The sequence below is a fragment of the Yoonia sediminilitoris genome (assembly GCF_003058085.1).
GTDB lineage: Bacteria > Pseudomonadota > Alphaproteobacteria > Rhodobacterales > Rhodobacteraceae > Yoonia > Yoonia sediminilitoris.
In genome coordinates this window covers 38,993-55,563 of record NZ_QBUD01000016.1, presented here as the reverse complement: position 1 = coordinate 55,563, position 16,571 = coordinate 38,993, and the positions used below count along the sequence as shown (strand labels likewise).

Annotated in this window: 24 protein-coding genes and 1 pseudogene; 9 read left to right on the top strand and 16 right to left on the bottom strand. The window is 57.6% G+C overall.

Features of this window, described 5'->3' with window-relative positions; genetic code table 11:
- Positions 1-158: 158 nt before the first annotated feature.
- The 12 genes from rpmE to C8N45_RS20180 all read right to left on the bottom strand — a co-directional run bounded on the left by rpmE (position 159) and on the right by C8N45_RS20180 (position 8,035).
- Positions 159-380 carry a 50S ribosomal protein L31 gene (gene rpmE / locus C8N45_RS20240; RefSeq protein ID WP_108388374.1) on the bottom strand — a complete coding sequence of 74 codons (222 nt, stop codon included), beginning with the start codon at positions 378-380 and terminating at the stop codon, positions 159-161.
- Between the two features lie 11 nt (positions 381-391).
- A complete protein-coding gene (gene rplS, locus C8N45_RS20235) occupies positions 392-775 on the bottom strand; it encodes a 50S ribosomal protein L19 (RefSeq protein WP_108388372.1) in 384 nt (127 codons plus the stop codon).
- A 294-nt stretch (positions 776-1,069) separates the two neighbouring features.
- Complete coding sequence (locus C8N45_RS20230) at positions 1,070-1,543, bottom strand: hypothetical protein (protein ID WP_133176023.1); 474 nt, start codon at positions 1,541-1,543, stop codon at positions 1,070-1,072.
- A gap of 78 nt (positions 1,544-1,621) precedes the next feature.
- Positions 1,622-2,416, bottom strand: a complete 795-nt coding sequence (trmD, locus tag C8N45_RS20225) for a tRNA (guanosine(37)-N1)-methyltransferase TrmD (RefSeq protein ID WP_108388368.1) — start codon at positions 2,414-2,416, stop codon at positions 1,622-1,624.
- Positions 2,417-2,747: 331 nt separating this feature from the next.
- Positions 2,748-3,257 (bottom strand): ribosome maturation factor RimM, encoded by a 510-nt coding sequence (gene rimM / locus C8N45_RS20220; RefSeq protein WP_108388366.1) that lies wholly within the window; start codon positions 3,255-3,257, stop codon positions 2,748-2,750.
- A 206-nt stretch (positions 3,258-3,463) separates the two neighbouring features.
- Complete coding sequence (gene rpsP, locus C8N45_RS20215; protein ID WP_108388364.1) at positions 3,464-3,853, bottom strand: 30S ribosomal protein S16; 390 nt, start codon at positions 3,851-3,853, stop codon at positions 3,464-3,466.
- 48 nt (positions 3,854-3,901) lie between these two features.
- Positions 3,902-4,198, bottom strand: coding sequence for a chorismate mutase (locus tag C8N45_RS20210; protein WP_108388362.1), 297 nt, complete (start codon positions 4,196-4,198; stop codon positions 3,902-3,904).
- A gap of 39 nt (positions 4,199-4,237) precedes the next feature.
- Complete coding sequence (locus tag C8N45_RS20205) at positions 4,238-4,750, bottom strand: GNAT family N-acetyltransferase (RefSeq protein ID WP_108388360.1); 513 nt, start codon at positions 4,748-4,750, stop codon at positions 4,238-4,240.
- Positions 4,747-5,262 (bottom strand): GNAT family N-acetyltransferase, encoded by a 516-nt coding sequence (locus C8N45_RS20200; RefSeq protein ID WP_108388358.1) that lies wholly within the window; start codon positions 5,260-5,262, stop codon positions 4,747-4,749. Before C8N45_RS20200 ends, C8N45_RS20205 begins: the two co-directional genes overlap by 4 nt.
- Positions 5,259-5,807 (bottom strand): GNAT family N-acetyltransferase, encoded by a 549-nt coding sequence (locus C8N45_RS20195; protein WP_108388356.1) that lies wholly within the window; start codon positions 5,805-5,807, stop codon positions 5,259-5,261. The genes C8N45_RS20200 and C8N45_RS20195 overlap by 4 nt, the downstream gene beginning before the upstream one ends.
- The gene (ffh, locus tag C8N45_RS20190; protein ID WP_108388354.1) at positions 5,804-7,291 is read right to left on the bottom strand and encodes a signal recognition particle protein; all 1,488 of its coding nucleotides are present in this window, start codon (positions 7,289-7,291) and stop codon (positions 5,804-5,806) included. Before ffh ends, C8N45_RS20195 begins: the two co-directional genes overlap by 4 nt.
- A gap of 393 nt (positions 7,292-7,684) precedes the next feature.
- Positions 7,685-8,035 (bottom strand): hypothetical protein, encoded by a 351-nt coding sequence (locus C8N45_RS20180; protein ID WP_108388456.1) that lies wholly within the window; start codon positions 8,033-8,035, stop codon positions 7,685-7,687.
- Between the two features lie 153 nt (positions 8,036-8,188).
- Between C8N45_RS20180 and C8N45_RS20175 the strand changes: the two genes are divergently transcribed.
- Both C8N45_RS20175 and C8N45_RS20170 read left to right on the top strand, forming a co-directional pair.
- Complete coding sequence (locus C8N45_RS20175) at positions 8,189-9,067, top strand: LysR family transcriptional regulator (RefSeq protein WP_108388351.1); 879 nt, start codon at positions 8,189-8,191, stop codon at positions 9,065-9,067.
- Entirely contained in the window at positions 9,067-9,948 is an 882-nt protein-coding gene (locus C8N45_RS20170) for a DMT family transporter (RefSeq protein ID WP_108388349.1), read from the top strand. Before C8N45_RS20175 ends, C8N45_RS20170 begins: the two co-directional genes overlap by 1 nt.
- Positions 9,949-9,969: 21 nt before the next feature.
- Here the strand turns inward: C8N45_RS20170 and C8N45_RS20165 are convergent, their stop codons facing one another.
- Positions 9,970-10,290, bottom strand: coding sequence for an ArsR/SmtB family transcription factor (locus C8N45_RS20165; RefSeq protein WP_108388454.1), 321 nt, complete (start codon positions 10,288-10,290; stop codon positions 9,970-9,972).
- A 251-nt stretch (positions 10,291-10,541) separates the two neighbouring features.
- On the opposite strand from C8N45_RS20165, the gene C8N45_RS20160 reads away from it, so the two are divergent.
- The 7 genes and pseudogenes from C8N45_RS20160 (at position 10,542) to C8N45_RS24165 (ending at position 13,865) form a co-directional block, all read left to right on the top strand.
- The gene (locus C8N45_RS20160) at positions 10,542-10,877 is read left to right on the top strand and encodes an AtpZ/AtpI family protein (RefSeq protein WP_108388348.1); all 336 of its coding nucleotides are present in this window, start codon (positions 10,542-10,544) and stop codon (positions 10,875-10,877) included.
- A complete protein-coding gene (locus C8N45_RS20155; RefSeq protein WP_108388452.1) occupies positions 10,867-11,619 on the top strand; it encodes a F0F1 ATP synthase subunit A in 753 nt (250 codons plus the stop codon). The genes C8N45_RS20160 and C8N45_RS20155 overlap by 11 nt, the downstream gene beginning before the upstream one ends.
- Before the next feature lie 61 nt (positions 11,620-11,680).
- Positions 11,681-11,905: a F0F1 ATP synthase subunit C gene (locus tag C8N45_RS20150; protein WP_089993977.1), complete on the top strand. Its 225-nt coding sequence runs from the start codon at positions 11,681-11,683 to the stop codon at positions 11,903-11,905.
- 77 nt (positions 11,906-11,982) lie between these two features.
- Complete coding sequence (locus C8N45_RS20145) at positions 11,983-12,531, top strand: F0F1 ATP synthase subunit B' (protein WP_108388346.1); 549 nt, start codon at positions 11,983-11,985, stop codon at positions 12,529-12,531.
- Positions 12,532-12,534: 3 nt separating this feature from the next.
- Complete coding sequence (locus C8N45_RS20140) at positions 12,535-13,092, top strand: F0F1 ATP synthase subunit B (RefSeq protein WP_108388344.1); 558 nt, start codon at positions 12,535-12,537, stop codon at positions 13,090-13,092.
- A 135-nt stretch (positions 13,093-13,227) separates the two neighbouring features.
- Positions 13,228-13,356: a hypothetical protein gene (locus C8N45_RS23960; protein ID WP_258793345.1), complete on the top strand. Its 129-nt coding sequence runs from the start codon at positions 13,228-13,230 to the stop codon at positions 13,354-13,356.
- Positions 13,357-13,605: 249 nt separating this feature from the next.
- Positions 13,606-13,865, top strand: a pseudogene (locus C8N45_RS24165) (CPBP family glutamic-type intramembrane protease).
- Positions 13,866-14,005: 140 nt separating this feature from the next.
- On the opposite strand, the gene C8N45_RS20125 reads toward C8N45_RS24165, so the two are convergent.
- The 3 genes from C8N45_RS20125 to C8N45_RS20115 form a co-directional block, all read right to left on the bottom strand.
- Positions 14,006-14,773 (bottom strand): FadR/GntR family transcriptional regulator, encoded by a 768-nt coding sequence (locus C8N45_RS20125; protein ID WP_108388450.1) that lies wholly within the window; start codon positions 14,771-14,773, stop codon positions 14,006-14,008.
- 109 nt (positions 14,774-14,882) lie between these two features.
- Positions 14,883-15,542 carry a YiaD family glycine zipper/OmpA-like lipoprotein gene (locus C8N45_RS20120; RefSeq protein WP_108388448.1) on the bottom strand — a complete coding sequence of 220 codons (660 nt, stop codon included), beginning with the start codon at positions 15,540-15,542 and terminating at the stop codon, positions 14,883-14,885.
- A gap of 119 nt (positions 15,543-15,661) precedes the next feature.
- Positions 15,662-16,510, bottom strand: coding sequence for a methylated-DNA--[protein]-cysteine S-methyltransferase (locus C8N45_RS20115; RefSeq protein WP_108388446.1), 849 nt, complete (start codon positions 16,508-16,510; stop codon positions 15,662-15,664).
- Between the last annotated feature and the right edge of the window lie 61 nt (positions 16,511-16,571).

Below are 16,571 nucleotides of genomic sequence, written 5' to 3'. Positions count from 1 at the left end.
TACGAATATACACCTAACGCATTTCGCAATTCCGGCGGGGCATCAGCGCAGCAGAATGCGTCGACGATGCGTACGGACTGCGTTGCGCTGTATTCTTCGAAAAAAAGGCCCCTTGCGCATAACAAGGAGCCCCTCTTCTTGAATTTTTAGGCAATGGCTCAGAAGCCAAGACCAGCATATTTGTTCTTGAACTTGGATACGCGACCGCCAGCATCCATCAGGCGAGTAGAGCCGCCATTCCACGCGGGGTGCACGGATGGGTCAATGTCAAGTGCAAGCGTGTCGCCTTCCTTGCCCCAAGTCGATTTCATCTGGACGATCGTGCCGTCGGTCATTTTGACGTCGATCATGTGGTAATCTGGGTGGGTGTCTTTTTTCATGACAGAATTCCTTACGCCTCTGCGCCCTTGGGGGCCTTATAGTTGGAAACTTCTGCGATCCGTGCAGACTTACCGCGGCGTGAGCGCAGGTAGTACAGCTTCGCGCGACGCACGCGGCCACGGCGCACCACGGTGATGCTGTCGATGTTGGTGGAGTGCAGGGGGAACACACGTTCCACGCCTTCACCAAAGGAAATCTTGCGCACTGTAAACGACCCGGCAATGCCTTTGCCGTTCTTGCGGGCGATGCAGACGCCTTCGTAGTTTTGCACACGGGTACGTGTGCCTTCGGTCACTTTGTAACCGACGCGGATGGTGTCACCCGCTTTGAAATCGGGGATTTCTTTCCCCAGCGCAGCAACCTGCTCCGCTTCGAGTTGTGCGATCAAATCCATTGATCCGCTCCTATATCTAGCACGGGTTTTCCCGCGACGTGTGCGTGTCGTCAGAGCTGCGTATCGTTCCCGGGTCCGGTCTAAAGCCGCCCGCCGCAGGGTGCCGTCATCTTTTCTTTTTTGTGGTTGTCCGGCCTGTCTGGTAAGGGTGGGTCAACGAAGACCCTCTTAGCAATCCAGCGGTTCCATAAACCAACACCCGGAATCAGCAAGCTGATCGGGATTGCAGCCGTATAGGCGGATGTGCGCGAACGATCAAGGGATTTGCTTGTCGTGGGAGTATGGTTTCAGAGCTTATCCAAAGAAATCAAAACTGAACACCTCGGACAGCGCGGCCAGTAAGGCGCAAATGATCAATGCACCCAGGATCATGGCAAGTGTTGTCGCCAAGACCTGCAACAAAATGGCAGTGCTGCCCAATGCCGTCGCCGCAACCGCGAGCCTGCGGTTTTCATGCCGGATAAGAGCCCCGGCACCCAAAACTACGGCAAGTCCGGCAATTCCCATGATTGCGACCCGCAGAATGCGATCCAGATCCCAGGGCGGGGCTTCAGGCGCCGGTTGCCTGACACCGAAAACATCGCGCACAGCTGATTTGCCGATCTCAGCAGCGAGTTCGCCAAGGCTGATGGCGACCTGCTGTTGGGGGGCAAAAGGGCCGGCAACATAGTTCACCAGCACCATGACAAGGGCGATGGCGGCCAAGGCAAACGCAAAACCGCTCAGAACAGGGCGCGGGGCTACAGGTGCATCCGGCATTGTTGTCATTGACGCGTCCTTTGAAGATTTGAACCTCAATATCGGTGGAAAATGGCTGAAATTTGGCGAAACACCTTGGATTGGCCCCTAATCCCCTTGCTGGAATTTGACCCAAAGGTCTGGCCTGCGGGCTTTGGTCAACGCCTCACTTTGGGCGCGGCGCCAAGCGGCTATTTTAGCATGGTTGCCCGAGAGCAGGACGTCGGGGATCTGATGCCCTCGCCATTCGGCGGGCTTGGTATATTGGGGATGTTCCAGCAACCCGGTCGAAAAACTCTCCTCGATCGCGCTTTCAGCATTGCCCAGCACGCCGGGAAGCAGACGCACTGTCGCATCAATCATTGCCTGCGCGGCAATCTCGCCACCGGTAAGGACAAAATCGCCCAGGCTGACCTCTTGGATGTTGAAATGATGCAAGACCCGTTCATCGACCCCTTCGAACCGGCCGCATAGCATGGTGACACCGTCCGCTCGCGCCCACGAGCGTGCCATGGCCTGATCAAAGCGCTGCCCGCGCGGGGAAAGGTAGACCAACGGGGCAACACCTTTGGACTGCCCGCGCGCGTCCATAATGGCCTGTTCCAGCACATCGGCCCGCAGGACCATGCCCGCGCCGCCACCGGCGGGCGTGTCATCCACGTTGCGATGCTTGCCGATCCCGTAATTGCGCAAGTCAAACGTGTCGAGCCTCCAGATCCCATCCTGCAAGGCGCGTCCGGTCAGGCTTTCGCCCAGCACACCGGGAAAAGCCTGTGGAAACAAGGTGATGATCTGCGCGGTCCACGCGCCGACAAGGTCCGGGGTATCGGTGATCAACTCGCGCGGCTTCAGCGTCGGACGAACTGAGACGCGGCCAGCAGATTTCGGGGTCTTTTCGGTCATGCCGTTCTCTTACGGTATTGCGATGGATAAGAAAACGGCATTGCACGCATACACCAATGCAACTTTGTTCGATGTGGCTGAGCCTGACGCAAAGGCGTGAGAGGATGAAAATTATATTTCAGAACGTCGATTTTGCGAGATCGGCACCTTTCCCGATAAAGTTTTAGCTTTGAAAAGACTGCTTTGAGCCCGAGTGTGACATCAGTTGTAGATCGGGCACCGCCCGGACTGCGCTGGGCAGTTGTTCCAACTGGGCAGAGTTCTGCGACACGCGAACGGCCGCTCCGTCTCGCATTACGCTCATTTTACCATCTCGCTAATGCCGCAGCGATCAGTTCGGCAGGCTTCCCTCTGGGGGATTTACGATGATTTTTCCAACGCTCAGATCAACAGTTGGAACAATTTCTTGCGTGAAGGGCAGCAGGACGGTTTCGGAATGTCCCTTGACCTGAATTTCAAGCAAATCCCCTGCGCCGTGATCCATCACGTTCTTGACAGTGCCCAAGGTTGCGCCCCCGGTGTCAAGGACCGTGAGACCGATCAGATCGCTGTAGTAATATTCGTCGTCGGGAAGAGAGGGCAGGCGGGATCTGTCTGCATAAAGGTCGATGTTGCGCAGCGCGTCCGCATCTTCCTTTGTGACGACGCCGTCCAGACGGGCGGTGAAGCCGTTTTTCAGGTGGCCTGTCAGAATCACCTGGGCAAAGCAGCGGCCATCTTCGGTGAACAAGGGGGTATAGTCGGCGATAGCCTGCGGGTCTGCACAAAAGGACTTCAGGCGAACCTCGCCGTGCACCCCAAACGACCCACCCAACGCGCCAACGATTACACGGTTAGTCATTGGACAGATCCACTCCTACGCAAATTTTGTCGATCCACAAGCCGCCACCGGCTGTGCAACGATCACCGGCATGACTTCGTTCATAAAATATCCCCGCCACAAATGCGCATAGGGAAAAGATGATCAGGCGCAACAAGCGAAACATGAGGCCTCATGCGGCAAGGGAGGCGTTGCCCGGCACGCATGTCCGGGCAACGCAAAATGTCTTACTCTTGCGCAGCGGCTTCTTCGGCAGGGGCAGCGGCGGCTTCTGCCGCGGCAGCAGCCTTGGCGGCCTTTTCCTCGATACGTGCCTGGGCGGCTTTGCCGGGTGTGCCCTTCTTGGGGTTGCTGCGGTCTTTCTTTGGCAGTTCGCCTGCGGCTTCCAGCATGCGTGACACGCGGTCGGTAGGTTGCGCGCCTTGGCCCAACCAGTACTTTACGCGCTCGATGTCCATCTTTACGCGCTCTTCGCTGTCTTTGGGCAGCATCGGGTTATATGTGCCCAGTTTCTCGATGAAACGGCCATCGCGGGGCATACGGCTGTCTGCCGCAACGATCGCATAAAACGGGCGCTTTTTGGAGCCGCCACGGGCCAAACGAATTTTCATAGCCATCAGATTTTCTCCTTACAGATGGGTCCGTAAGATGGGTTTCAACCCATCCTACGATTGATGTTGTTTGTGGTGTTGGATGACTTCCTGAATAATGAAGTTCAGGAATTTCTTGGCAAATTCCGGGTCAAGATCGGCCCGTTTTGCAAGGTCGGTGAGCCGCGCAATCTGCTTTTCTTCGCGCGCGGGGTCGGACGGGGGCAGGTCGTGTTCAGCTTTCAAAACACCGACAGCCTGCGTATGTTTGAACCGCTCGCCCAGCGTATAGACAAGGATCGCGTCAAGGCGGTCAATGCTCTCGCGATGACCTCTGAGGATCTCGGCGGCACGGGTTGCGGCATCAGTCATTGCCGGCTCCTTTCTTGCGGTCAGGGTAAAATGTGCGGTTCATGTCAGATCCTGTGGGGCGGGATGGTTCCAGATCTGCAAATGCCCGTAGTCGGGGTGTTCAAACGTGCCATCAGGCGTGCAGCCCAACCGTTTTGCCAGCGCCACGGCGCGGGCATTCGACGGATGCACGGCGCTCATCAGCGATGGCCAGCCCAACGTATCATAGGCATAGGCGCGTGCTGCGCGTGCGGCCTCGGCCGCGATGCCCTTGCCCTCGGCCGCATCAAAAACAGACCAGGCCAGTTCTGGCGCAGGCCAGCCTTCAGGCAGGTAGAGCCCGACAACGCCCAAAGGCGCGTCCGTCCCTTTGTCAGCAACCAGCCAGCGGCCAAATCCGCGCAGGCCCCAATGGCCGATGATGGCGCACAACTGGTGAAACGCTTCCCGCCGGTTAAAGGGCCCGCCCACTATTTTCAAACGGGGCGAGGCGCGGAAAGCGGCATAGGCGTCAAAATCGGCCCACTCCGGCGGGCGCAGTGTCAATCGCTCTGTGTGAAGCACCGGGATCATTGCGACGGCTCCGGTTTGTGATGCCGATAGACCAACACTTCGGGAGCGGGGCCGGTTGCGGTCGGGTCCACGACAGCACCCAGCTTTTCTGCCAGCCGGATCGAGCGTAGATTTTCCGGCCAAATATAGCTGACTGCCGTTTCCCATCCCAGACCGCCAAAGGCGTGGGCCAAAGCAGCACGTGCGGCTTCGGTGGCGATCCCCTTGCCTTCCACATCAGCCGACAGCATGATCCAGCCGATTTCCTTTTCAGGCCAGTGCGGCGGGCACCATGGGCCGACCAGTCCAATGATTGTATCGTTGCCGGTCATCGTGACGGCCCACATGCCACAACCGTACATCTGCCAATGGCCCAGTTCGGCGGCAAATGTTTTCCAGGTTGCCGCCAAATCGCCACTGCTGCCAAAAAATGCGGCCCGGTCCGACATCATGAAGTCGTGATAGGCATCCCAGTCGGAAGCGACAGGGCGGCGCATGGTCAGCCGGTCAGTGGTAAGCGCGAGACACGTCATGCGATTGCCCGTGATGCCTGGGTCCGCGCGCGCGGATCGTCATGACGCAAGTGTCGAAAGACAATGACCTTTTCATCCCGTACCTTGTCCCGGCTTTCTTCGACGCAGCCCAGCCGTGTGGCCAGATTCAGGGACCGGAAATTCGTCGGCGCGATGAGCGATATCAGCGGTTGCAGCCCAAGCGTACCGCCCGCCCATTCGCGGACAGCGCAGGCCGCCTCGAACGCATAGGATTTGCCCTCGAACCCGTCGTAGACATGCCATGCCAATTCCGGCTGTGGCCATTCCACGTGATGCAAAATGCCAACGCGCCCGGCCGCAATACCCGTTGCCTTGTCCGTCACCGTGAAAAGGCCATAGCCGTGCCACTGCCAGTGGCCGATACCTGCCAGAAACCCGCGCCATGCGTTGCCCTCATTGTCGTTGCCGCCCACAGCCTTCATCCGCGCGGATGTCGTCACCCATTTCGTGAATGGGGCGAGATCGCGCTTTTCAGGGCCGCGCAGCAAAAGCCGGGCTGTGGTGAGGGTCGGGGCGGGCGTCATTTTTTCTTGCCAAATCCTGACAGTCCCGGTGGCAACTGCATGCCGCCACCCAAGCCGGGCATGCCGCCGGGCATTTTACCCTGCATTGCTTTGGCAGCTTCTTCCATCGCCTTTGGGTCGTTCATGTCAGGCATGGCACCGCCTTTGCCGAACATGCCTTTCATGGCTTGTTTCAGCATCCCGCCCTTGCCCATCTTTTTCATCATGCCAGCCATTTGCTTGTGCTGTTTGACCAGACGGTTGAGTTCGGACACCTCAAGCCCCGCCCCCTTGGCGATGCGTTTCTTGCGGCTGGCGGCCAGCAGGTCAGGATTGGCGCGTTCTTTCTTGGTCATCGAATTGATCAGGGCGATCTGGCGCTTGAGGATACTGTCATCCATGCCCGCCTCGGCCATCTGTTTACCCATTTTGTTCATGCCGGGCATCATGCCCATCATGCCTTCCATGCCGCCCATTTTCATCATCTGCTCAAGCTGCATTTTCAGGTCGTTCATGTTGAACCGGCCCTTTTGGAACCGTTTCATCATGCGTTCGGCCTGTTCGGCCTCGATGGTTTCCTGTGCCTTTTCGACAAGGGCCACAATGTCGCCCATGCCAAGGATGCGGCCTGCGATGCGCTCCGGCTCGAAGGTCTCGATCGCGTCCATCTTTTCGCCGAGACCGACAAAGCGAATTGGCTTGCCGGTGATGGCCCGCATCGACAGGGCCGCACCACCGCGCCCGTCACCGTCCATACGTGTCAGGACCACGCCGGTGACGCCGATCTTGTCGTCGAATTCCTGCGCCACATTGACCGCGTCCTGCCCAGTCAGGCCGTCAACGACCAACAGCGTTTCGCGCGGGTTGGCCACGTCGCGTACAGCGGCGGCTTGGGCGATCAGTTCCTGATCGATATGCAGACGGCCAGCCGTGTCGAGCATATAGACATCATAGCCGCCCAAGCCGGCTTGTGTCTTGGCGCGCCTTGCGATCTGGACGGGGTCTTCACCGGGGACAATCGGCAATGTATCGACGCCAATCTGGCCACCCAGAATCGCCAACTGCTCCATCGCGGCTGGGCGGTTGGTGTCAAGCGAGGCCATCAGCACCCGCTTGCCTTCGCGTTCTTTCAGGCGCTTGGCCAGCTTGGCAGTGGTCGTTGTCTTACCCGACCCTTGCAGACCGACCATCAGGATCGGGGCAGGCGGGTTGTCGATTTTCAGCGCACCGGGATCTGCGTCACCTGTGAGAACATGCTGCAATTCGTCATGCACGATCTTGACGACCTGCTGGCCGGGGGTGATCGATTTCGTAACGGCCTGACCTGTGGCCTTTTCCTGCACAGCCTTGATGAAATCACGGGCGACGGGTAGCGAGACGTCAGCCTCGAGCAACGCCACGCGCACTTCGCGCAGGGCGGTCTTCACATCATCGTCAGAAAGCGCACCTTGCTTGGTGAGTTTGTCAAAGACGCCTGACAGGCGTTCAGATAGATTCTCAAACATCGGCCGTGGGCCCCTTAGTCGTTTCGGTTGCCTTGGCTATATAAGAAGCCAAAGCGAAAAGCAGTAGCGCCCCCGTGGACGCAACGCGTTGACGGAGGGCGATCCCCTGATAAACGGGGACCGGAAAGCTGTTGCAATCCGGGGTTTAAGGGGCCTTTACGCCCGGCGGCGGTCTGAGTCAACAATATTGGCAAGCGATGCATTGATTGCATCGGCTGCCTTTTGGTCCCATTGCCCCCGTAATGGTTTTCTGTGGCCGGTTGGGTTCCTGCATCCATTCCGCCTGTCAGCACCAGCGCCGCCGGATGTATCGGGACCCCGTTTTGGTGCTCTTTCTGGGTCTGCAAGGTCATGGATGACTGTTTTGCGGCCAAACATGTGCGCATGGCCCGATTAGCCCATCAATTGCAGAATTTGCCTGCGATGATGCCCAACCATTGTAGAACTGGCAATAATCAGCGCGATCATGTGCCAATATGGGGGGCCTACCCATAACAGCAGCGCGCAAAGCCCGATGGTTACAGTGGCCAGCAAGAGAAGTGCTGCAAACCCTTCCAGACCTCGCTTCCACAATAGCAGTGCGCCAGTGACCTCGACCGTGCCGGTAATATAGCGGGGGAACTGACCAAAGCCGATCGCCTCGTAGATCGCGACGTCGACATGATAGCCGACAAGTTTGCGCAGGCCGAAATAAAGAAATGCAAGCGCAAGCGCGCCGCGCAGGAAGTTGATGCTTTTTTTCATGCGTGTGAGGTAGTGCATTTGCGGCGTCGTCCACCCCGAAACGGGAATGGATCAAGATTCATCTTACGGTTTTGGTAGGTTCCGCCCTTGCGCTGACGCACGAATTTGCGGATAACGCCGCCACTATGTTTGTTTTCGCACAGGGTTTGCCGCATGGATAACTGGGACGAAATACGCACCGCCTACCAGGTGGCCCGCAAGGGCACGGTCAGTGGTGCCGCTGAGCAATTGGGCGTGCATCATGCAACCGTCATTCGCCATATCGACGCGCTGGAATCCCGTTTGGGTGTCAAGCTGTTTCAGCGTCATGCCCGCGGGTATACGGCAACGGAGGCCGGGCAGGACTTGCTGCAGGTGGCAAAGGCCACGGACGACCAGTTCACTCAATTGGCCGGACGGATCAGGGGGCAAGGCGAAGGCGTGTCGGGCGATTTGCTCGTGACGTCGGTAGACGGCTTGTCGCGCATGTTGACCCCAATCCTTGTTGCCTTTCAGGAGCAAAACCCGGACATCACGGTGCGCTATCAGACCGGTGACCGGTTGTTCCGCCTTGAATACGGGGAAGCGCATGTGGCGATCCGGGCAGGTGCCATGCCCGAAGAGCCTGATAATGTTGTACAACCTTTCCTGTCGCTTGATGTCGCACTTGTTGCCTCTGCCGCCTACATCGCGCGGCACGGGTTGCCCGACGGCGAGGGAGATCTTCAGAACCATTGGTTTGTGGCCAGTGACGACGAGAACAGCCGTGCCCCGTTTCAGCGGTGGCTGCGCGGCGTCGTCAGCGATGACCGCATCAAATATCGCGCCAATGACAACCGCAATATGCTTGATGCTATCCTGGCCGGGGCAGGCATCGGGTTTGTCGGCGCCCATGATCTGGCCAACCATCCTGAACTGACCGAAGTGATGCCCCGGCTTGACACATGGGCCGCGCCCTTGTGGTTGGTTACACATGTCGATCTGCACCGGACGACCAAGGTGCAGGCGTTCTTGCGGATTCTCAAGGATCAGGTCAGGAAGCCTGCTCTGTGATGGGACCTGCAAGGGCCGGACATCTGGCCATGTTGCTTTTTTCGCTGCTGGTGGCGGGGTCTTTTGCGCTGGGTGCGCTGGCGGCCAATGACATTACCCCACTCGCGCTGAACACCGTGCGATTCTGGTTTGCAGTGGTCGTGATGGGCGTTGTTGTTGCAATGACATCGGGTTTCAGCAGGCAGGCGGCTGCGGCACCTTGGCGATATGTCATCCTGGCCGTCTTTTTTGTCACCTATTTTGTGCTGATGTTTGAGGGTTTGAAAACCGCTCCGCCAGTCAGCGCTGCGGCGGTCTTTACGCTGACACCGATCCTGACCGCAGGCTTTGGCTATCTGTTGTTGCGGCAAATGCTGACGCCGCGCATGGGTTTTGCCTTGGCGATTGGGGCGGTCGGGGCGGTCTGGGTCATTTTTCGGGCGGATATCGCTGCAATCTTGCGGTTCGAAATTGGCAAGGGTGAGTGGATATATTTCTGGGGCTGTGTCGGGCACGCGGTCTATACCCCTTTGGTGCGCAAGCTGAACCGGGGTGAACCTGCCGTCGTTTTTTCATTCGGGGTGCTGCTGGCAGGTGCAATCATGTTGACCGCTGTCGGATGGTCCGATTTGCAGCAGACCGTCTGGCGGGATCTGCCGCCGATTGTCTGGATTACGATTGGCTACACTGCCGTTTTTGCCAGTGCAGCCACTTTTACGCTTTTACAGTTCGCCACACTCAGGCTGCCCAGTTCAAAGGTGATGGCCTACACCTATCTGACTCCCTCGTGGGTTATCCTGTGGGATGTGGCGCTGGGCGGGGCGGTGCCGCCCATGCTCGTTTTTCTGGGGGTCGGCCTGACGATGGTCGCTCTTGTCTTGCTGCTGCGGGACGAAGGGTAGCGGGGCAGCCTTGGCTTGGGGCTATTCGAGTTCCCCGGCAAGGAACGCTTCGAACTGATCAAGATCAACCGCTTCCATCTGGCCGAATGCCTGCATCCAGACCGATGCATCCCGCAATGCGTCCGGTTCCAGTTTGCACCATTTCACGCGGCCGCGCTTTTCCTGGGTCACAAGGCCAGCCGCAGTCAGCACGCCCAGATGTTTTGAGATAGCGGCCAGCGACATGGCAAAAGGCTCGGCCACGTCGGTCACAGCCATGTCGTCTTCCAGCAGCATCGACAGGATCGCGCGGCGGGTGGGGTCGGCAAGCGCCGCAAAAATGGTGTCAAGTGTTTGGGCCATTGCCATGGTCCTAGCAACCAATGGGCAGCCAAGCCAGCGTTTCGTGATCGGTCCCCTGATCGCCGTGGCGATAATCAACCGATTGGTTAAATAAGCCACGCACAGCAAACAGGGGCTTTCGCTGTGGGGCAGGTCGACCGCAACGCTTGTTCTTATGTTTTATATCAATGGGTTATGCAGGTATCAGCTTTGCTTGACTCTCTCTGGTCGCCAACATAAACCTCACCCAACCTTTCAGAAGGTCCAACACGATGACTGACCCGATTGACCCTAACCGTCTCAAGGCGCTCGAGGAGAAGATCGCGGCGCTCAAAGAGCCGGAAACGGTCAAGGACCACTCGGAAGAACACTACTCTCAGGCGCAGCTTGCCTGGCGGATGGTGATAGAGCTTGTTGCCGGTCTCGCGATTGGCTTTGGCATCGGATACGGACTGGATACCCTGTTTGGGACGATGCCGTTGTTTTTGGTGCTGTTTATTTTCTTTGGCCTCGCGGCTGGTGTCTTGACCATGATGCGATCCGCCAAGGAAGTGCAGATGAAGCAGCAAGAAGCTGCAAAAGAAAAGGGTGACGCAAGTGGCGACTGAAGAACATTCCGAAGGTGGTCTGGTTTTCCATCCGCTGGACCAGTTTATCGTCAAGCCGTTGTTCGGTGACGGGCCGGTGCATTGGTACACTGTGACCAACGCGACGCTTTGGATGGCGATTGCAGTGCTGGCGATTGTCGGCGTGTTCGTCCTTGGCACGCGTGGGCGCGCGATTGTGCCGTCCAAGCTGCAAAGCATTGGCGAGATGATCTATGGCTTCATCTACAAGATGGTCGAAGACGTCACCGGCAAGGACGGCGTGAAATACTTCCCCTACATCATGACGCTGTTTCTGTTCATCCTGTTTGCGAACTATCTGGCGTTGCTGCCGATGTCCTACAGCCCGACATCAATGATTGCAGTTACGGCCATCCTCGGTTTCGGCGTATTCATCGCGGTGACGATCCTTGGTTTTGTCAAAAATGGCGCAGCTTTCCTTGGGTTGTTCTGGATGTCGGACGCGCCTGCGATACTGCGTCCTATTATTGCCGTGATCGAAGTGATTTCCTACTTCGTGCGCCCTGTCAGCCACTCCATTCGTTTGGCAGGCAACATCATGGCTGGTCACGCGGTTATCAAGGTGTTCGCAGGCTTTGCGGCTTTGACACTGGTCAGCCCCGTCGCGATCCTTGGCATCACCGCGATCTACGGGCTTGAGGTCCTGGTGGCCGGTATTCAGGCCTATGTTTTCACTATTTTGACGTGTGTCTATCTGAAAGACGCACTGCATCCCGCACACTAATGTTCGGTGCGCAAGAACGCGCATCGCTCACCTCTAACTTCCAATCGTAAGGAGAATACTCATGGAAGGCGAACTCGCACACATCGGCGCTGGTCTGGCTGCAATCGGTTCAGGTGCCGCTGCTATCGGTGTTGGTACCGTTGCTGGCAACTATCTGGCAGGCGCGCTGCGCAACCCATCCGCTGCTGCATCGCAGACAGCTACATTGTTCATCGGTCTGGCATTCGCCGAAGCGCTGGGGATCTTTGCATTCCTCGTATCGCTTCTGCTGATGTTCGCTGTTTAAGAACACGACCCATATCCTTACGGCTGGCAGGTCTTTGCTGACCTGCCAGTAAACTTTCAAGGTATTCGGGGGCCATCATGGCAACAGAAACAAACGATACTGTCGCAAGTGCATGCGTTGATGCAGGGGGCTCTGCCCTTGGTATGCCGCAGCTTTGCGCAGACTGGATCCCAAACCAGATTTTCTGGCTGCTGGTCGCACTTGTTGCGATCTATTTTGTCATGTCCCGCATTGCGTTGCCACGCATCGGTGCAGTTCTGGCAGAGCGTTCGGGGACCATCACCAACGATATCGCCGCAGCAGAAGAGCTGAAGAACAAGGCCGCCGAGGCAGAGACCGCCTATGAAAAGGCACTTGTCGATGCACGCGCTGAAGCACACAAGATCGTTGCAGAGGCGAAAGCTGAGATACAGGCAGAACTGGATGTCGAGCTGCAAAAGGCCGACGCTCAGATTGCTGCCAAGACCGCCGAGTCAGAGGCGGCCATCGCTGAAATTCGCGCAGGCGCAGTTAAAAGCGTTACCGACGTGGCCAAGGCAACAACCAAGGAATTGGTCGCTGCAATGGGCGGTTCGGCTGACGCAAAAACAATCACCGCCGCCGTTTCGGCGCGGATGAAAGGGTAAGTCATGAGATTTCTGATCACAGCCCTGTTCGCGCTCAGCGCATCACCTGCACTGGCAGCGGGCGACGTGTTCTTTTCGCTGAAGAATACTGATTTCGTTGTCATTATCGCCTTCCTGATCTTTGTGGGCATTTTGGTCTATTACAAGGTTCCCTCGCTTGTGGGCGGGATGTTGGACAAGCGCGCAGACGGCATCAAGGCAGAGCTGAACGAAGCAAAAGTCCTGCGCGAAGAAGCGCAGTCTTTGCTTGCCTCTTACGAGCGCAAGCAAAAAGAAGTGCAGGAGCAGGCCGCGCGCATCGTGGCGTCGGCCAAGGAAGAAGCGTCTAACGCCGCCGTTGCTGCCAAGGATGAGATCGCCAGCTCGATCACCCGTCGGCTTGCCGCCGCAGAGGAGCAGATTGCCAGCGCGCAGGCTGCCGCTGTAAAGGACGTCCGCGATCAGGCGATTTCTGTCGCTGTCAGTGCCGCCAAGGATGTCATGGCCAAGCAGATGGACGCAAAGTCTGCCGGTACTCTTATTGATGATGCGATCACGACGGTATCCGAAAAGCTGCACTAAATCCCGGTTGGATTGAAACCCACCTGACCAAATTTGAAAGCCCGGACGCAAACACTGCGTTCGGGCTTTTGCGTTGAAAGCCCCCCGTGCGACAGCGACGTTGGCCCGCGGGGGTGCCTTGTAAAGGAAGATCGCATGCCTAGCCTACGGGTCGGGATTTACGCCATTAGTCTTTACATCGTGATTATCGCGTTGGGCATGGGCTATGCCTATCGGTTTGATGGCACCCTCTACGGAACGTCCGAGATGATCACCCATTTCTAGCGCGTCGAACTTGTCCTGACGCTTTTCACAATCGCGGTTGCGGTGTGGCATTTCGGATGGCGTGGTAGCGGTTTTGGACGGGTTGACTAGGGACAGCTTGTTTGGATGCTGCCAGCCTTTACCGTGCTGGGGGCTATGCTTTGGGTGCTTTTGCCACGCATTTTCGATGGCACGTTGGCAGATGCGGACTGACGGGTGCTGGAACTTCTGCTTTTGACGACTTTCCTGATAGGTTTTTCGGAAGAGTTGATGTTTCGGGGTGTTCTGCTGCGTGCGGGCCTGTCCGCGCTGTCGCCGCTCAAGGCGATGATGCTGAGTGCTCCTGCCTTTCAATGCTGCACGTTGTGAACAGCCTTGGGGGGCAATCATGGCCCAAAATGATGCAGCGGTTGGGCTTTACGTTTCTGGTGGGGTTTTTCCTCGCGCCTTTGGCACTGCGGATCGGGAACCTGTGGCCACTGATCGTGTGGCATTGGCTATGGAATTTCGTTCTTTTTGCGGGGGGATAACTGGGGTTTCTCCTGCCATTCGCCTTTGTCGGCATCATGATTCAGGTGGTGGTCAGCCTTTGGCTGTGGGTCCGTATCCTGCAAGAACAACCCTAGAGAGATTCGCGAAAAACCTGAATTACAGCTTTTTGGCAAGCGCCTTAGCGGTTAGCCTCATGTTCAAATCGCTTTTGTGCGATCAGTTCGTTCTGGTCGGCCTTCCTTGAATCCATCAATGCTGTTTCGACAAAACTCAGATGCGCCTCGACTGCGGCGCGCGCCTGCGCGGGGTCGCGGGCCTGAAGTGCGCTGTTGATGGCCCTGTGTTGTGCCAACAGCATGTCGCGGATGTCGCGCTGGCGGAACATGAGCGAGCGGTTGTAGAACACGCCTTCGCGCAGCAGATCATACATCGATCGCATCATATGCAGCATGATAATATTGTGGCTGGCTTCGATGATCGACAGGTGAAAATCGGCGTCCAATGCGGCCTCGTCCGCCGGGTCGCGTTTTTGGTGGGCGGCTTCCATCTTCTCAAGAATGGCGGCAATCACCTTGAGGTCGGTATCACTGGCCTGACTGGCAGCGCGTTCGGCGGCCAGCCCCTCCATATCGCGGCGAAAGCTGATGTAGTCGAACACGGCTTCGTCGTGACTGCCAAACAGCTTGACCAAAGCGGGCGAAAAGGCCGAGCCAAGCACATCGGCCACATAGACCCCTGCACCGGCCTTTGACGTCAGCAGGCCACGGTCCTGCAAGTCGGCCAATGCCTCGCGCAGCGACGGGCGGGACACACCCATACGTTCGCTCAATTCCCTTTCAGACGGCAGCCTTTCACCAGGGCGCAGAATGCCGCGCAGGATCAGCGCTTCGATTTGCCGAATGACGCCATGAGACAGCTTTTCCTGATTGACAGGTTCGAAGGGCATATGGGCACCTTTGTTATAATTGGTAAGATAGTATGACCACATTGCCCCGCACTACAACAAAAAAGGGGCTGCCACTCGGGCAACCCCTTTGGATGTCTGTGTTGGCAGATCAGCCCTCGGTGATGATAATCTCAACCCGGCGGTTTTGCTGGCGACCGCTCGCGGTCTGGTTCGATGCAATTGGCTGGTTTTCACCGGCTCCGATGGACCGGACACGTGCGGGCGACACTCCATTGCTGATCAGCAAGGACGCAACGGCCTGCGCGCGGCGCTGCGACAAATCCTGGTTGAATTCAGCGGAACCAACGTTGTCGGTGTGGCCGATCACATTGACCGTTGTGTTGGGATAGCGGTTCAGTGACCCCGCAACGGTGGCCAGATCGCTTTGTGATGCACCCGACACTGCGGTCGAGTTGGTCGCGAAGAGAATGTCTTGCGACAAGGTCACGATCAGCTGGTCGCCCTGACGGGTGACACCAACACCGTTGCCAAGGCTTTGACGCAGCTCTTCGGCCTGACGGTCAAGATTGTTCCCGATCGCGCCGCCGATGCCTGCACCCAGAGCGGCACCAATCAAGGCCCCTTGATTACGCTCGCGCACAGAGTCGTTGCGGTTGATGACAGCACCAAGAATTGCGCCGCTGGCTGCCCCGATAGCCGCACCCTGTCGTGTGCGTTCAAAATCGTTTGGTCCGCCATTTCCGGCACAGCCCGCGACCAGGACCAGTGAAGATGCGACAATGGCGAGGGGGAGTTTAGAAATTTTCATTTTCTTATGTTCCATTTCTTCAAAACGCGCTTCTGCGCGGGGTTGGGTTAGCCGTGCTTATGCACATTCCACCCATGATATCCAATAACGCAACCGGGTTTTGCAGAATTTCGCGAAAGTTAGCGCAGATCATCCCCCGCATCGCAACGTGCGGATTCCCATGCCAGCATCGCGCGTTTGACCGGGAGGCCCCAGTGATAACCGCCCAGGCCCCCGGATTTCCGCAAGGCACGGTGACAGGGGATCAGCCAACTGACCGGGTTCCGTCCGACCGCCGTGCCGACCGCGCGGACTGCCTTGGGGCTGCCGATGGCCTGCGCGATATCGGAATAGGTGGTGATATGCCCCGATGGAATGGTCAGCAATGCTTCCCACACCTTCAGCTGAAAAGGTGCGCCCAGCATGTGCAGCTGGGTTTCCCCACGCATCCCAAGTGCGGCGCTTGCCCAGCCCGCAACAATGTCAGGGTTTTCGACGAAAATCGCACGTGGCCATCGTGCTGTCATGTCGGCCATCGTGCTGGCCTTGCCCGTCTCTGCGGCAAAGGCCAGACCGCAAATACCCCTGTCAGTCCCCATAACTAGTGCAGGGCCAAAATGGCTGTCGAACCAGCCCCAGTTTATGGTCAGATCTGCGCCGTCGCGGGCATAGTCGCCGGGGCTCATCGCCTCCCAGCGCACGAACAGATCGTGCAGGCGGCCACTACCGGAAAGACCGACCTCGTGCGCGGTGTCGAGTGTGGTGTGCCGGTCACGTAGCAGGGCCTTGGCATGACCCAGCGTGAGATATTGCTGATACCGCTTTGGCGAGACCCCGACCCATGTCGAAAACAGTCGTTGGAAATGCGCGGGGCTCATTTCCATTTCGGCGGCGAGGCCGGCCAGCGTCAGTTGCGTGTCGCCCGCGGCATCTATTGTTTCGATCGCGCGGCGCATGACCTGATAGTGATATGTGTCGTTGTGTTCCATGTTGGCTACATTACGCGCCAGTTCAAACATCGGCGACCCGAATATTGCGGAACCTGCGCTT